This window comes from Erwinia sp. TECH1, assembly GCF_054057575.1.
The window spans coordinates 3,296,729-3,312,110 of sequence record NZ_JBSRZK010000001.1; the positions used below are offsets into that span (position 1 = coordinate 3,296,729).

General features: G+C 58.0%; 13 protein-coding genes. 1 reads left to right on the forward strand and 12 read right to left on the reverse strand.

The genetic code is table 11. From position 1 onward, the window contains the following. Nucleotides 1-78: 78 nt before the first annotated feature. Nucleotides 79-543, reverse strand: coding sequence for a GNAT family N-acetyltransferase (locus tag ACVWZ0_RS15390; RefSeq protein ID WP_253459804.1), 465 nt, complete (start codon nt 541-543; stop codon nt 79-81). A gap of 83 nt (nt 544-626) precedes the next feature. On the opposite strand from ACVWZ0_RS15390, the gene ACVWZ0_RS15395 reads away from it, so the two are divergent. Then, nucleotides 627-1,226, forward strand: a complete 600-nt coding sequence (locus ACVWZ0_RS15395; protein WP_253459802.1) for a pentapeptide repeat-containing protein — start codon at nt 627-629, stop codon at nt 1,224-1,226. Between the two features lie 74 nt (nt 1,227-1,300). Here the strand turns inward: ACVWZ0_RS15395 and nuoN are convergent, their stop codons facing one another. From nuoN to nuoC, 11 genes are all read right to left on the reverse strand, one after another. Continuing rightward, entirely contained in the window at nt 1,301-2,758 is a 1,458-nt protein-coding gene (gene nuoN, locus ACVWZ0_RS15400; RefSeq protein ID WP_253459799.1) for an NADH-quinone oxidoreductase subunit NuoN, read from the reverse strand. A 6-nt stretch (nt 2,759-2,764) separates the two neighbouring features. Beyond that, nucleotides 2,765-4,285 carry an NADH-quinone oxidoreductase subunit M gene (gene nuoM / locus ACVWZ0_RS15405; RefSeq protein ID WP_253459796.1) on the reverse strand — a complete coding sequence of 507 codons (1,521 nt, stop codon included), beginning with the start codon at nt 4,283-4,285 and terminating at the stop codon, nt 2,765-2,767. 214 nt (nt 4,286-4,499) lie between these two features. After that, nucleotides 4,500-6,338, reverse strand: a complete 1,839-nt coding sequence (gene nuoL, locus ACVWZ0_RS15410; protein WP_253459793.1) for an NADH-quinone oxidoreductase subunit L — start codon at nt 6,336-6,338, stop codon at nt 4,500-4,502. Continuing rightward, nucleotides 6,335-6,637: an NADH-quinone oxidoreductase subunit NuoK gene (gene nuoK / locus ACVWZ0_RS15415; protein ID WP_034894855.1), complete on the reverse strand. Its 303-nt coding sequence runs from the start codon at nt 6,635-6,637 to the stop codon at nt 6,335-6,337. The genes nuoL and nuoK overlap by 4 nt, the downstream gene beginning before the upstream one ends. Beyond that, on the reverse strand, nt 6,634-7,179 hold the full coding sequence (gene nuoJ / locus ACVWZ0_RS15420) for an NADH-quinone oxidoreductase subunit J (RefSeq protein WP_125288247.1): 546 nt from the start codon (nt 7,177-7,179) through the stop codon (nt 6,634-6,636). Before nuoJ ends, nuoK begins: the two co-directional genes overlap by 4 nt. Nucleotides 7,180-7,189: 10 nt before the next feature. Further along, on the reverse strand, nt 7,190-7,732 hold the full coding sequence (nuoI, locus tag ACVWZ0_RS15425; protein WP_253459790.1) for an NADH-quinone oxidoreductase subunit NuoI: 543 nt from the start codon (nt 7,730-7,732) through the stop codon (nt 7,190-7,192). Nucleotides 7,733-7,744: 12 nt separating this feature from the next. Further along, nucleotides 7,745-8,722: an NADH-quinone oxidoreductase subunit NuoH gene (nuoH, locus tag ACVWZ0_RS15430; RefSeq protein ID WP_253459787.1), complete on the reverse strand. Its 978-nt coding sequence runs from the start codon at nt 8,720-8,722 to the stop codon at nt 7,745-7,747. Beyond that, complete coding sequence (nuoG, locus tag ACVWZ0_RS15435; protein WP_253459784.1) at nt 8,719-11,445, reverse strand: NADH-quinone oxidoreductase subunit NuoG; 2,727 nt, start codon at nt 11,443-11,445, stop codon at nt 8,719-8,721. The genes nuoH and nuoG overlap by 4 nt, the downstream gene beginning before the upstream one ends. 208 nt (nt 11,446-11,653) lie before the next feature. Next, entirely contained in the window at nt 11,654-12,994 is a 1,341-nt protein-coding gene (gene nuoF, locus ACVWZ0_RS15440) for an NADH-quinone oxidoreductase subunit NuoF (RefSeq protein ID WP_253461264.1), read from the reverse strand. Nucleotides 12,995-12,996: 2 nt separating this feature from the next. Then, on the reverse strand, nt 12,997-13,512 hold the full coding sequence (gene nuoE, locus ACVWZ0_RS15445; RefSeq protein WP_253459782.1) for an NADH-quinone oxidoreductase subunit NuoE: 516 nt from the start codon (nt 13,510-13,512) through the stop codon (nt 12,997-12,999). A 2-nt stretch (nt 13,513-13,514) separates the two neighbouring features. After that, a complete protein-coding gene (gene nuoC / locus ACVWZ0_RS15450) occupies nt 13,515-15,314 on the reverse strand; it encodes an NADH-quinone oxidoreductase subunit C/D (protein ID WP_253459780.1) in 1,800 nt (599 codons plus the stop codon). Nucleotides 15,315-15,382 lie beyond the last annotated feature (68 nt).

The following is a 15,382-nucleotide window of genomic DNA, read 5'->3' on the forward strand; positions in this document are numbered from 1 at the left end:
GCTTGCCACCGCTGGCAAATGTCAGCAGCCGACGTGCTGTTAAGAAGCCATTGTTAAGGCGTCTTTCCGCTCTCTTACTTATTTGTGTATCCGCGCCCTTTCCATATCCACATGCGGGATGCCGTCTTCCGGATAGACCTCGCCCGTCGGCTTAAAGCCAAACTGTCCGTAAAAATCCTGCAGATGCGCCTGAGCGGATAAAAAGATGTCGTGCTGCGGCCAGTGGCGCTCGCAGTCAACAATCGCCTGCTCCATCAGCCGGTTGCCCAGCTTCAGGCCTCGCGCCTCGCCAGAGACGATCACTCGCCCAATCTTTACCGGCTCCTCGTCGTTTTTTGGCGCAAGCAGGCGCGCATAGGCCAGCAGCTGGTTATTCGCTATGCCCAGTAAATGACGGTTCTCACCGGCCAGATCCGCGCCGTCCACGTCCTGATAAGGACAGTTCTGCTCGACGATAAACACCGCATTGCGTAACGCCAGGATCTGGTACAGCTGAGTTGCATTCAGCTCGCTATGATGTAGATTCTGCCAGCGGATCTCCATTTTCTTTCTCCCGATGTGCGTCAATTTTGTTACTGTCAGGTGAGGGATACTGCCATTCCCTTCCGCACAGGCTAAGGTTTTATATGACAAAAATAACCGATCATAAAGAGTATTTCGATACCTGCTTCGACAGGCAGGCGCTGCCGTCCGCCTGTTTTGAAGGCGTCATTTTTGAAGGATGCGACTTCAGCCACTGCAACTTTACCGCCGCCAGGTTTATCCGCTGCAAATTTATTAACTGCCGCTTCGACCAGTGTAATCTCAGCGTGATGGAAATGCCCGATTCGCGTTTTAACGAGGTCAGCTTTACCGAATGCAAACTCAGCGGCACAGACTGGACGCGCGCTTACTGGCCCGCTTTTAATCTGGATCACGAGCTGCGTTTTACGCAATGCCTGTTGTCCAACGTCTCCTTTTTCGGCCTGACGCTGCAAGAAGTGAAAATGATGGAGTGCCAATTGCATGACGTGGATTTCAGAGAGTGCGATCTGAGCAAAGCCGAAATACTGAACTGCGATCTGGCCGGAAGCTTGTTTAACAGAACCAATCTTCAGGCGGCGGATTTGACCGACTCGCGCGATTTCTCCATCAATGTACTGAACAATTCGGTGGCAGGCGCAACGTTTTCCCGTCTGGAAGCGTTAAGCCTGCTGGAAAGCCTGGGCGTCAACCTGGTGGACTGAAGCCTGCCCGGTTGCGCACAAAAAAAATCCCGGCCTGTCAGTCAGGAGCCGGGATTTTTTAACAGCCTGCTGAGTTACATCAGCGGCTGCGCCATCTGCACCAGCGAGATCAGCGGCTGCGGATAAATACCCAGCACCAGCACCAGAATCGCCGAGATCAGTACAACCACGCCGCCGGCGGTAAAGGCCCAGTTAGCTGGCGTATCGCGCTGCAACAGCTCCGGTGGGTTCAGATACAGGCTAACGGTCACGCGCAGATAGTAGTAAAGGCCGATTGCGCTGCCTACCACTACCGCACCAGTCAGCCACCACAGCTGCGCGCCCACGCCTACGGCAATCACGTAAAATTTACCGATAAAGCCCAGCGTCATTGGGATACCCGCCAGCGACAGCATCATTACCGTCATCACCGCCGACAGGATCGGACGGTGCCAGAACAGGCCGCGATAGGAATACAGCGAGTCCGCGTCCGGGCCGCGATACGGGCTGGACATCAGGCTGACCACGCCGAAAGCGCCCAGGCTGCTGAACAGATAACCGGCCAGGTAAACGCCCACCGTTTCCAGCGACAGCTGATGCGTCTGGATAGCGATCAGCGCCACCAGCAGATAGCCCAGATGCGCAATGGAAGAGTAGCCCAGCAGACGTTTGATATTGCTCTGCGAAATCGCCATCAGGTTGCCGAACAGAATCGAGGCAAACGCGATAATCGCCAGCACCAGACGTACCGCTTCGCTGTCGGCGGCCGGCGCGTACAGGAACAGGCGCATCACCACGCCGAAAATGGCGATTTTGCTGGCGGTCGCCAGGAAGGTCGACACCGGCGCAGGCGCGCCCTGGTAGACATCCGGCGTCCACAGGTGGAAAGGCACCAGCGACAGCTTAAAGCCCAGGCCCACAATCATCATGCCCAGCCCCGCCAGCAGCAGCGGCTGTTGCAGCATTCCGTCGTTCAGGCTGCGGCCCAGCGCAATAAAGCCCAGGTTGCCGGAGTTGGCATAAAGCAGCGCCATACCGAACAGCAGAAAAGAGGAAGCCACAGCGGACATAATGGTGTATTTGATGCTGGCTTCCAGCGAGCGCTTCAGCTGGAAGGCGTAGCCCACCAGGCCGAACAGCGGCAGGGAAATCAGCTCAATACCGATAAACAGCGAAGCCAGGTGATTAGCGCTTGCCAGCACCACGCCGCCCAATGCCGCAATGAGCACCAGCAGGTAGAACTCTTCCTGGTTATCCGGGTAGTTGGTCAGCCACGGATAGGCGAAGGTGCAGGTTGCCAGGCTGGCTAAAATCACCAGGCCGGTATAGAGCATTGAATAGCCATCGACGCGCAGCAGCGGCGTCACGTCCATCGCGCCCGCGTGTCCCACGAACCAGAGCGAGAACAGCGCCAGGTTCAGCCCTACTACCGCCAGCGTGGCATTGACGAAGTGGTTGCGCCGCCACGCAATGGAGAGCATCACGACTACCACCGTCAATCCGACGATCAGCATGGGCAGCAGCGCGATCAAATGTTGAGGAGTTATTGTCATGGCGAATTACGGCCTTGTAGTTGAAATTGAAGCGGTAAACCACTGCTGAATATTGCTCATTGCAGCATGTGAGGTGTCCAGAATCGGCTGTGGGTAAACGCCCAGCAGCAGCAGCAGAACCACCAGCACCATAATCATCAGGAACTCGCGCGGCGACATCCCCCGCAGCGGCGTTTCTGACTTCGGTGCGCCGTAATAGGCCCGCTGCATCATAATCAGCGAGTATACGGAAGCGAACACCAGACCAAAGGTAGCAATGACGATGATCACCGGCACCGACTGGAAGCTGCCGGTCAGGATCATAAATTCGCCAACGAAATTACCCGTGCCCGGCATCCCCAGATTCGCTACGGCAAAGAACAGCGACAGACCTGGCAGCCACTTGATGCGCGCCCACAGCCCGCCCATCTGACGCATATCGCGAGTGTGCAGACGCTCATAAAGCTGGCCGCACAGGATAAACAGCGCTGCGGCGGAAAGACCGTGCGCAATCATCTGCACCACCGCGCCCTGGAAAGCGAGCTGGCTGCCGGTATAGATAGCAATCAGCACAAAGCCCATGTGCGAAATAGAGGTGTAGGCGATCAGGCGTTTGATGTCGTACTGCGAGAAGGCCATCCAGGCACCGTAGAAAATCCCGATAATCCCCAGCCACATCGCAATCGGCGCGAACTCGGCGGACGCGTTCGGGAACAGCGGCAGCGCAAAGCGCAGCAGACCGTAAGCCGCCGTTTTCAGCAGAATGCCCGCCAGGTCAACGGAACCGGCCGTCGGGGCCTGACTGTGCGCATCCGGCAGCCAGCCGTGCAGGGGCACCACCGGCATTTTCACCGCGAAGGCGATAAAGAAGCCCAGCATCAGCAGATACTCAACGGTGTTGCTCATTGGCGTTTTCAGCAGATCTTCGTAGTTAAACGTCCAGACGCCCGTGGCGTTGTAGTTAACGAAGACCAGCGCCAGAATCGAAATCAGCATCACCAGGCCGCTGGCCTGAGTGTAGATAAAGAACTTGGTGGCCGCGGTGATACGCGTTTTCCCGTCCGACGCCTTGTGTCCCCACAGCGCGATCAGGAAGTACATCGGCACCAGCATCATTTCCCAGAAGAAGAAGAACAGGAACAGATCGATAGCCAGGAACACGCCGATAACGCCGCCCAGGATCCACAGCAGGTTCAGGTGGAAAAAGCCCTGCCATTTCTCAATTTCGTTCCATGAGCAGAGGATAGCCATCACGCCCAGCAGGCCAGTAAGCACCACCATCAGCAGCGACAGGCCGTCCAGCGCCAGATGCACGTTGATACCGAAACGCGGTATCCAGGAAACCAGAAACTCGGATTGCCACTGCGGCAGCCCGGCGGCCTGGGTCAGCGAATAGCCGCCCTGCAGCCAGAGCTGTAGCGAGAGCGCCAGCGTCAGCCCCATCGAGATCAGCGCTATCCAACGCGGCACCTTGCTCCCGAAGCGTTCAAACTGCCAGCAAAGCAGGCCGCCGATGAACGGGATGAGTATAAGCCAGGGTAATAACATGGCGATTTGATTCCCTTTTCTGAACCTGCATGGGCTATCTTACTGGCCATTTTTGCCCCCGGCAGTGCTCGCAGTCCTCACATACTAAAGTATGCTGCGGGTGCGGCGCGCTGGCGGTGACAAAACTGACTGCGCCGATGACGCCCAACATTCAGGTAATTTTTAACATCTCTTAATTCTGGGTGAGTGTTTACCCCACCCCGCTCACAAACTTTTAGACCACCATCAACAGCGCGAGCACCACGACCGCACCGACGCTCATCGAAGCGACGTACCAGCGCAGATAGCCGTTTTCGCTGACCACCAGCCCTTTGTTCGCCAGGCGGGAGAACAGGGCCGGGATATTCATCAGCGCATTCAGCGGATCGCGTGACAGGGCCCAGGCGACGAACAGATAAGGCTTGACGAAAATCTTGTCGTAAAGCCAGTCGAAGCCCCAGGCGGCGAACCACCAGGTGGTGAAGAATCGGCCAACCGCGCTGCCAGCGATGCTGTTAACCAGCGAGCGTTTGCCCAGCCACAGAAAGGCCGCCAGCAGGATGCCGATAATCGCCACTACGCCAGAAGTGATTTCCAGCGTCAGCACGCTGCCGTGCGCCAGCTCGGTGGTTTCCGGCAGCACGCCGCGCAGCGGAGGAACAATCAGCGCACCAATAAAGGTGGAGAGGATCAGCAGCACAATCAGCGGCAGATGGTGCGTAATGCCTTTGCCTGCGTGCGCGTGAATTTTCTCTTCGCCGTGGAAGGTAATAAAAATCATGCGGAAGGTGTAGAGCGAGGTCATAAAGGCCCCGACCAGACCGGCCACCATCAGATTAATATGACCGTTCGCCAGCGCACCCGCCAGGATCTCGTCCTTACTGAAGAAGCCAGCGGTGATCAGCGGCAGCGCCGACAGCGCCGCGCCGCCTACCAGGAAGCAGGCATAAACCAGCGGGATGCTTTTGCGCAGGCCGCCCATTTTGAAAATGTTCTGCTCGTGGTGGCAGGCCAGGATCACCGAACCGGACGAGAGGAACAGCAGCGCTTTAAAGAACGCATGGGTCATCAGATGGAAAATCGCCGCATCCCACGCCTGCACGCCAAGCGCCAGGAACATGTAGCCAATCTGGCTCATGGTGGAGTAGGCAAGCACGCGTTTGATATCGGTTTGCACCAGCGCGGCAAATCCCGCCAGCACCAGCGTAATCGCGCCAATAATCCCCACCAGGTGCAGCACTTCCGGCGTCATCAGGAACAGACCGTGGCTGCGGGCAATCAGATAAACGCCCGCCGTTACCATGGTCGCGGCGTGGATCAGCGCAGAGACCGGCGTCGGGCCTGCCATCGCATCCGCCAGCCAGGTTTGCAGCGGCAGCTGTGCCGATTTACCTACCGCGCCGCCAAGCAGCATCAGCGTCGCCCATTGCAGCATAGGGTTATCCGCCGCAAAGTGCGCAGGCGCCAGCTCGACCATCTCACGGAAGTTCAGCGTGCCCAGCTCGTTGTAGAGAATAAACAGCGCAAACGCCAGGAAGACGTCGCCGACGCGCGTGATGATAAAAGCTTTCATCGCCGCCGCGCCGTTGTTCGGGTTGGTATAGTAGAAACCGATCAGCAGGTAAGAGCAAAGCCCCACGCCTTCCCAGCCCAGATACATCAGCATCAGGTTATCGGCCAGCACCAATACCACCATGCTGGCGATAAACAGGTTGGTATAGGCGAAAAAGCGCGAGTAGCCCTCTTCGCCGCGCATATACCAGGAGGCGAACATATGGATAAAGAAGCCAACGCCCGTGACCACCGACAGCATGGTCAGCGACAGGCCGTCCAGCGTCAGGTTGACTTTGATATCAAAGTTGCCAACGTGCATCCAGGTCCACAGCGCCTGATTAAAAACAGCCTGGCCCTGCGCAAAGAAATCCAGTCCGGCATAGAGCGTGACCAGCGCGGCCAGCCCTACGGAGCCCATCCCTACCGTAGCGGCCAGATTTTCTGACCAGCGGCCGCGCGAAAACGCCAGCAGCACGAAACCGATCAGCGGGAATAAAATAGTTAAATAGAGAAGATTCATCCGCGCATCTCGCTCACTTTATCAATATTGAGGTTCTGGCTGCGACGATGCAGCTGCAGCAGCAGCGCCAGGCCAATACTTGCCTCGGCAGCGGCCAGGCTGATCGCCAGGATATACATCACCTGACCGTCCGCCTGTCCCCAATAGCTGCCCGCGACCACAAACGCCAGCGCCGCCGCGTTGATCATGATCTCAAGGCTGATCAGCATAAACAGCAGGTTGCGGCGGATCACCACGCCGGTCAGGCCAAGCACAAACAGGATGGCCGCCAGGATAAGCCCGTGTTGCAAAGGGATCATGCGTTTTCCTCCTTCTTCACCGCATCAGGGCGATTGCTTAACACCTCGCCCGGACGCTGTTCGCGACCGATATGGTAAGCCACCACCAGACCGGCCAGCAGCAGCATGGAAGCCAGCTCCACCGCCAGAACGTAAGGGCCGAACAGGCTGATGCCGACCGCTTTGGCATCGATCATCGTGCCGTCAATGCCCTGGTCATTAATAGTCAGGATGGCGTAAACCATCACCACCAGCAGCAGCAGCGACAGCAGACCGGGGCCGAACCAGACGCCCGGCTTCAGCCACTCGCGCTCCTGCGCCTGCACGCTGTCGCCCAGGTTTAGCATCATCACCACAAACACGAACAGCACCATGATAGCGCCCGCATAAACGATAATTTCCAGCGCCCCGGCGAAATAAGCGCCCAGCGAGAAAAACACGCCCGCCACCGAAAGCAGTGAAATAATCAGATATAACAGCGCGTGGACCGGGTTGGTGTGGGTGATAACGCGCAACGTCGTCAGCACGGCCACCAGTCCGCAAAGATAAAACGCAAATTCCATGCCTGGCTCCTTAAGGTAACAAACCCTTGACGTCGATGGGTTTGGCTTCGCTTTCCGCTTCACCTTTGTCTTTGCCTTCGATCGCCATGCCCGCCATCCGGTAGAAGTTATATTCCGGATATTTGCCCGGCCCGGAGATCAGCAGGTTCTCTTTTTCATAAACCAGATCCTGCCGCTTAAACTCGCCCAGCTCGAAATCGGGGGTAAGCTGGATAGCGGTGGTCGGACAGGCTTCTTCACACAGGCCGCAGAAAATGCAGCGCGAGAAGTTGATGCGGAAAAACTCCGGATACCAACGGCCGTCCAGCGTTTCTGCCTTTTGCAGCGAAATACAGCCTACCGGACAGGCTACCGCGCACAGGTTACAGGCCACGCAGCGCTCCTGGCCGTCGGGATCGCGGGTCAGCACGATGCGGCCACGGTAGCGAGGCGGCAAATAGACCGGCTCCTCCGGGTACATCTGCGTTTCACGCTTGGCAAAAGCATTCGATCCGATCAGGACGATACTGCGTACCGTGGTGCCGAACCCTACCAGAATATCTTTTATTTTCATGGTAATAACCTCTTACTGCGCGTTGTACAGAATCACTGCGGCAGTCGCCAGCAGGTTCAACAGCGTCAACGGCAGACATACTTTCCAGCCGAACGACATCACCTGGTCGTAGCGCGGACGCGGCAGCGCAGCACGGATCAGAATAAACATCATCATGAAGAAAGCTGTTTTAATCGCGAACCAGAAAACGGGCGGCAGCCACGGACCGTTCCAGCCGCCGAAGAACAGCGTCACAATCAGGGAAGAGACGGTTACGATACCGACGTATTCACCGACAAAGAACAGGCCGAACTTCATACCGGCGTATTCGATGTGGTAACCGTCGGCCAGCTCCTGCTCTGCTTCCGGCTGGTCAAAAGGATGACGGTGACAGACCGCGACGCCCGCAATGGCAAAGGTCAGGAAGCCAAAGAACTGCGGAATGATGTTCCACAGGTGCTGCTGGCTGTTGACGATATCCACCATATTGAAGGAACCGGCCTGCGCCACCACGCCCATCAGCGACAGGCCGAGGAACACTTCGTAGCTCAGCGTCTGCGCCGAGGCGCGCATCGCGCCCAGCAGCGAGTATTTGTTATTACTCGACCAGCCCGCAAACAGCACCGCGTACACGGCCAGACCGGCCATCATCAGGAAAAACAGCAGACCGATATTCAGATCCGCGCCCATCCAGGTCGAGGTGACCGGCACAATGGCCATTGCCAGCAGCAGCGAGGTGAACGCGATCATCGGCGCCAGCGTAAAAATCACGCGGTCGGTAAACGGCGGCGTCCAGTCCTCTTTAAAGAACATTTTGATCATGTCCGCCACCAGCTGGAGCGAACCGCCCCAGCCGACGCGGTTTGGCCCGTAGCGGTTCTGGAACAGGCCCAGCAGGCGACGTTCGCCAAAGCTCATAAAGGCGCCGCAGCCTACCACCACAAACAGGATCACCAGCGCTTTGCCGACGGCAATCAGTACATCTGTAACTTCCGGTGTCAGCCAGCTCATTGTGTTGCCTCCTGCAGATCCTCAATACTTGCCCCCAGCAGGAACGGCGGTACGCCCGGCAAGCCCAACGGTAAACCCACCTGCCCTGCCTGCAAGGCGGTCGAGAAGCGAACCGGCAGACGCAGCGTTTCGCCCGCGCAGCGGAAGGCGACCGTAGCGCCTGCGTTGACGCCCAGTTTCGCCGCGTCTTGCGGGTTAACCATCACGTAAGGCAGCGGCATACGCTGCTGGAATACCGGTGAACGCTGGGTCATCTCTTCGCTGCCGAACAGATGGAAGTAAGGCGCGACGCGCCAGCCGTTCTCTTTGCCCGCGAAGGCTTCCGGCACGGCGGTGAACCATTCCAGCTGGCCTTCGCCCGCTTCGAACAGGCGCACGCCCGGATCGCCAAAGCGCAGTTTGCCGCCCACTTCGTCCTGGAACTTATTCCACGCCTGCGGAGAGTTCCAGCCTGGCGCCCAGGCAAACGGGATCTGCGAACGAGGCGCATTCGGCTGGTTGTTCCCTTCCATAGAGAAGGCGAACATGGTGTCTTTATCCTGCGGCTGACGCGGTTCGTGCACGCTGATATTGGCGCGAGCCGCGGTACGGCCGCTGGCGCGGATCGGCGAGCGGGCCAGTTTCTGACCGCGAATACGGAAGCTGGCGTCCGGCGCGGCGGCCTTGATCCCGGCCAGCTGCGGCAGTGCCGCCACGCAGGCATCGATCACGTGATCGAGCTGCGTCCAGTCCACTTCGCGGCTGCTGATGGTGCTGGCCAGCGAGTGCAGCCAGCGCCAGCTTTCCAGCATCTGGATTTTGTCATCGTAGTAGGACGGATCGTAAACCTGGAAGAAGCGCTGCGCGCGGCCTTCCTGATTGACCACGGTGCCGTCGCTTTCTGCAAAGCTGGCGGTGGAAAGGATCAGACCCGCTTTCTCGGTGGTCGCCGTGCGTTGATGATCGATAACGATCACGTTCGGCGTGTTGGTCAACGCCGCATCGACACGGGCTTTTGGCGCATGGCGATAGAGATCGTTTTCCATAATGATAACAGCATCGGCAGAGCCACTTGAAAGCTCGTCGAGCGCTGCATCCAGCGGCTTGCCGCCGATCATGCCCAGGCCCACGCTATTGGCTGCGCCGGATAGCAAAGTGATACCCACGTCCGCGCCGCGTCCTTTCAGCGCTCTGGCAACGTTAGCCGCCGCCTGGATCATCGCCTCGCTGCCCGCGTGCACGCCGGAAATAATCAGCGGTTTCTTCGCGCCGGCCAGCGCCTGTACCACTACGTCGATCTTACCGCTCAGTTCACGATCGAGACCGTCTACCGCCGGCGCCGTTTCATCCAGCGCGTTAGCAATAGCGAAGCCCAGACGCGCCTGATCTTCCACCGGTGCGCGATAGCTCCAGGCGGCGATGTCGTCCAGACGGGTTTCGTCTACGTTGGTGACAAACAGCGGATGTTTGGCGTGTTGGCCGATGTTCATAATCGCCGCAATCTGCCAGTCGGCCACTTTCTGCGCCGCCGCCATTTCGCGCGCTTTGCCCTTAACGGCCTGGCGCACGGAGAGCGCGATGCGTGCGCCGACCTGGGTCAGATCTTCGCCCAGCACCAGCACGGCATCGTAGCTTTCGATTTCGCGTAGCGCTGGCGTATGGATACCGCCTTCGCGCAGTACTTTCAGCATCAGTTCCAGACGCGCCTGCTCGCCAGCCGGAATACCGGTGGAGAAGTTCTCGGCACCGACCAGCTCACGCAGCGCGAAGTTGCTTTCAACGCTGGCGCGTGGCGAACCGATACCAATCACTTTTTTCGCCTGGCGCAGCACGTCCGCCGCGCCCTGCATCGCCTGCTCGGCGTTGAGCGCGATCCAGTCGTCGCCGCGACGCTGCATCGGCTGGCGCGGACGATCCTTCAGGTTGACGTAGCCATAGCCGAAGCGGCCACGGTCGCACAGGAAGTACTGGTTTACGGTGCCGTTATAGCGGTTCTCAATACGACGCAGTTCGCCGTAACGCTCGCCGGGGCTGGTGTTGCAGCCGACGCTGCACTGCTGGCAGATGCTTGGCGCGTACTGCATATCCCATTTACGGTTATAACGCTCGGAGTGCGTTTTATCGGTAAATACGCCGGTAGGGCAGATTTCCACCAGGTTGCCGGAGAACTCGCTCTCCAGCACACCGTCTTCCGGGCGACCGAAGTAGACGTTGTCATGCGCGCCATACACGCCCAGGTCTTTGCCGTCCGCGTAATCTTTGTAGTAGCGCACGCAGCGATAGCAGGCGATACAACGGTTCATTTCGTGCGAGATGAACGGGCCGAGATCCTGATTGCGGTGGGTGCGTTTGGTAAAGCGGTAGCGGCGGAAGCTGTGGCCGGTCATCACCGTCATATCCTGGAGATGGCAGTTACCGCCCTCTTCACAGACCGGACAGTCGTGCGGGTGGTTGGTCATCAGCCACTCCACCACGCTTTCCCGAAACTCTTTCGCTTCGCCGTCATCAATAGAAATAAAGGTGCCGTCGGAGGCTGGCGTCATACAGGACATCACCAGGCGACCACGGGTATCTTCGGCATTCTGGAATTGCTTTACCGCGCACTGGCGGCAGGCACCGACGCTACCGAGCGCCGGATGCCAGCAAAAATAAGGAATATCAAGGCCGAGCGAGAGGCAAGCCTGTAGCAGGTTGTCCGCGCCGTCGACGTCGTATTCTTTACCGTCTACATGAATTGTAGCCATAGTGAAATTGCTCAAGTAAGGCTCGAAACCGAGCGTTAAACACAATTCTTTAAATAACCGTCTTACCTGACGTTGTAGCGGTGTTAGCGGCGTTCTCTTACCCCGGTCACTTACTGAAGTAAGCTGCCGGGGATGCGTTCTCTTGCTGCCTGGCTACAACGCCAATTAATTTGGTTATTTCGCGCATTTCTTTGTTTGCACGGTATTTTTACCAGCGCGCCTTCAACAGGTTCGCCTGGATACCGGCGATCGCGTGCGCGTTGCTGTAAACCTGCGGCGCCATGCCGGCTTCAAATTCTTCACGGAAATACTTGATGGCGCTCTGCAGCGGCTCTACCGCGCCCGGCGCGTGCGCACAGAAAGTTTTGCCCGGCCCAAGCTGGCGGCAAAGCTGCAGCAGGGTTTCGATATCGCCCGGCTGCCCTTCTTTCCGCTCCAGCGCGCGCAGGATTTTTACGCTCCACGGCAGGCCGTCGCGGCACGGCGTACACCAGCCGCACGACTCGCGAGCAAAAAACTCTTCCAGGTTGCGCACCAGCGATACCATATTGATTTCGTGGTCGACCGCCATCGCCAGCGCGGTGCCCAGACGGCTGCCCGCTTTGCCAATGCTGGCGAACTCCATCGGCAGATCCAGATGCGATTCGGTCAGGAAGTCGGTGCCCGCGCCACCCGGCTGCCAGGCTTTAAACTTCAGGCCATCGCGCATGCCGCCCGCGTACTCTTCCAGAATTTCGCGCGCCGTGGTGCCGAAAGGCAGCTCCCAGACGCCAGGGTTTTTCACCCGGCCGGAAAAGCCCATCATCTTGGTGCCGGTATCGTCGCTCTTAGAGATGTTCTTGTACCAGTCGACGCCATTGGCGAGGATGGCCGGCACGTTGGACAGCGTTTCCACGTTATTGACGCAGGTCGGCTTGCCCCAGACGCCTGCCGAAGCAGGGAAAGGCGGCTTGGAGCGCGGGTTAGCGCGGCGGCCTTCCAGCGAGTTGATCAGCGCGGTTTCTTCACCGCAGATATAGCGGCCCGCGCCGGTATGCACGATCAGCTCGAAATCAAAGCCGGTGCCCAGAATGTTTTTGCCGAGATAGCCCGCTTCGGTCGCTTCCGCGATGGCGCGACGCAGGTTGACGGCCGCTTCAATATATTCGCCGCGCAGGAAGATATAGCCGCGATACGCTTTCAGCGCGAAGGCGCTAATCAGCATCCCTTCCACCAGCTGGTGCGGCATTTGCTCCATCAGCAGACGGTCTTTATAGGTGCCCGGCTCCATCTCATCGGCGTTACACAGCAGGTAACGAATGTTCATGGATTCGTCTTTCGGCATCAGGCTCCACTTCAGTCCCGTGGAGAAACCTGCGCCGCCGCGCCCTTTCAGGCCGGAATCTTTTACCAGCGCCACGATTTCGTCAGGCGCCATGCCCTTCAGCGCCTTTTCCGCTCCGGCATAGCCGTTTTTGCTGCGATATTCATCGAGGAACACCGCCTGCTTGTCTTCGCGCATACGCCAGGTCAGCGGGTGCGTCTCTGCAGTACGAACAATCTCTTTAATGGTCATTGATACTGCTCCAGTAACGTGACGACGTTTTCCGGCGTGAGATGCACATGCGTGTCCTCATCCACCATCATCGTCGGGCCTTTGTCGCAGTTGCCCAGGCAGCAGGTCGGCAGCAGCGTAAAGCGGCCGTCCGGCGTGGTCTGGCCCGGCTTGATGTTCAGGCTGGCTTCCAGCGCTGCCTGAATACCCTGATAGCCGGTGATATGGCACACCACGCTGTCGCAGTAGCGGATCACATGGCGGCCAACCGGCTGGCGGAAGATCTGGCTGTAAAACGTGGCTACGCCCTCTACGTCGCTGGCCGGAATGCCCAGCACGTCGGCAATGGCTTTGATAGCGCCATCCGGCACCCAGCCACGCTGTTTCTGCACGATTTTCAGCGCTTCAATCGACGCCGCCCGCGCATCTTCGTAATGGTGCTTTTCCTGTTCTATCGCATCATGCTCTGTCGCACTCAGGACGAAAGCATCTGAAGGCTCGATCGTTTCGATCGCAATTCTTTGATCGTGCATAATTAGCGGTCCACGTCTGACATAACAAAATCAATACTGCCGAGGTAAACGATCAGATCGGATACCAGGCTGCCGTTGATGACGGAAGGGATCTGCTGCAGATGCGGGAAGCTAGGCGTGCGCACGCGGGTGCGGTAGCTCATGGTGCTGCCGTCGCTGGTCAGATAGTAGCTGTTGATCCCTTTGGTAGCTTCAATCATCTGGAAAGACTCGTTGGCCGGCATCACCGGACCCCACGAAACCTGCAGGAAGTGGGTGATCAGCGTTTCAATATGCTGCAGCGTGCGCTCTTTCGGCGGCGGCGTGGTCAGCGGATGATCGGCTTTAAACGGCCCTTCCGGCATGTTTTTCAGGCACTGTTCCAGGATGCGCATACTCTGCCGCATCTCTTCCATTTTCAGCATAACGCGGGTGTAGGCGCAGCTGATGCCGTCACCAATCGGCACTTCAAAATCAAAGTTTTCGTAGCCGGAGTAAGGACGCCATTTGCGCACGTCGAAGTCCAGACCGGTTGCGCGCAGGCCCGCGCCCGTGGTGCCCCATGCCAGCGCCTCTTCCATGTTGTAGGCGGATACGCCTTTGGCGCGGCCAATCAGCACGGAGTTTTTCAGCGCCGTCTGTTCGTAGGCCTTCAGGCGCTTCGGCATCCAGTCAAGGAATTCGCGCAGCAGACGATCCCAGCCCTTCGGCAGATCGTGCGCCACGCCGCCGATGCGGAACCACGCCGGATGCATACGGAAGCCGGTAATAGCTTCCACCACGTCATAAATTTTCTGGCGGTCGGTAAAGGCAAAGAACACCGGTGACATCGCCCCGACGTCCTGAATAAAAGTAGAAATATAGAGAAGGTGGCTGTTGATACGGAACAGTTCGGAAAGCATCACGCGGATCACGTCAACGCGCTCAGGCACTTTAATGCCCGCCAGCTTTTCTACCGCCAGCACGTAAGGCATCTCGTTTACGCAGCCGCCAAGATATTCAATGCGGTCGGTATAGGGGATATAGCTGTGCCAGGACTGGCGCTCGCCCATCTTCTCCGCGCCACGATGGTGGTAGCCGATATCCGGCACGCAGTCGACAATCTCTTCGCCGTCCAGCTGCAAAATAATGCGGAAAGCACCGTGCGCCGAAGGATGGTTAGGGCCCAGGTTGAGGAACATAAAGTCCTCGTTGGCGGTGCCGCGCTTCATGCCCCACTCTTCCGGTTTGAAGGTCATCGCCTCCATTTCCAGATCTTCTTTCTGCTTGGTCAGCTCGAAGGGATCGAATTCGGTAGCGCGCGCCGGGTAATCTTTACGCAGCGGATGACCTTCCCAGGTTTGCGGCATCATGATGCGCGTCAGGTGCGGATGGCCGTCAAACGTAATACCGAACATCTCCCAGGTTTCGCGCTCGTACCAGTTGGCGTTGGCGAAAATTTTGGTGATGGTAGGTACATGCAAATCGTTTTCGGACAGCGCCACCTTGAGCATAATGTCGCGATTGCGCTCAATGGACAGCAGGTGATAGAAAACGGAAAAATCCGCCGCTGGCAGTCCGTCGCGATGCGTGCGCAGGCGTTCGTCCATACCGTGCAGATCGTACAGCATGACATAAGGCTTCGGCAGCTTGCGCAGAAACTCTACAATTTCCAATAATTGTTCGCGTCTTACCCAGACCACCGGAATGCCGGTGCGGGTTGGCTGAACGGTAAAGGCATCTGGCCCAAAACGGTTACGCAATTCGCCGATCACCGGATCATCCAGGTGATCCCGGGTTTGCCATTCTGGCTGAGCGAGATCTTGCGTGGTTAAATCTGTCATAGGTCGTTCACCATGTGGGCCTGTCGACAGGCACTCAGTATTGGCGTCAGAACAGGCCGCCCGCGTAT

Coding starts and splice junctions, on each gene's coding strand:
- nuoN (WP_253459799.1), bottom strand. CDS start 2,758: ATGACAATAACTCCTCAACATTTGATCGCGCTGCTGCCCATGCTGATC.
- nuoI (WP_253459790.1), bottom strand. CDS start 7,732: ATGAAAATAAAAGATATTCTGGTAGGGTTCGGCACCACGGTACGCAGT.
- ACVWZ0_RS15390 (WP_253459804.1), bottom strand. CDS start 543: ATGGAGATCCGCTGGCAGAATCTACATCATAGCGAGCTGAATGCAACT.
- nuoE (WP_253459782.1), bottom strand. CDS start 13,512: ATGCACGATCAAAGAATTGCGATCGAAACGATCGAGCCTTCAGATGCT.
- nuoJ (WP_125288247.1), bottom strand. CDS start 7,179: ATGGAATTTGCGTTTTATCTTTGCGGACTGGTGGCCGTGCTGACGACG.
- ACVWZ0_RS15395 (WP_253459802.1), top strand. CDS start 627: ATGACAAAAATAACCGATCATAAAGAGTATTTCGATACCTGCTTCGAC.
- nuoM (WP_253459796.1), bottom strand. CDS start 4,285: ATGTTATTACCCTGGCTTATACTCATCCCGTTCATCGGCGGCCTGCTT.
- nuoL (WP_253459793.1), bottom strand. CDS start 6,338: ATGAATCTTCTCTATTTAACTATTTTATTCCCGCTGATCGGTTTCGTG.
- nuoK (WP_034894855.1), bottom strand. CDS start 6,637: ATGATCCCTTTGCAACACGGGCTTATCCTGGCGGCCATCCTGTTTGTG.
- nuoG (WP_253459784.1), bottom strand. CDS start 11,445: ATGGCTACAATTCATGTAGACGGTAAAGAATACGACGTCGACGGCGCG.
- nuoH (WP_253459787.1), bottom strand. CDS start 8,722: ATGAGCTGGCTGACACCGGAAGTTACAGATGTACTGATTGCCGTCGGC.
- nuoC (WP_253459780.1), bottom strand. CDS start 15,314: ATGACAGATTTAACCACGCAAGATCTCGCTCAGCCAGAATGGCAAACC.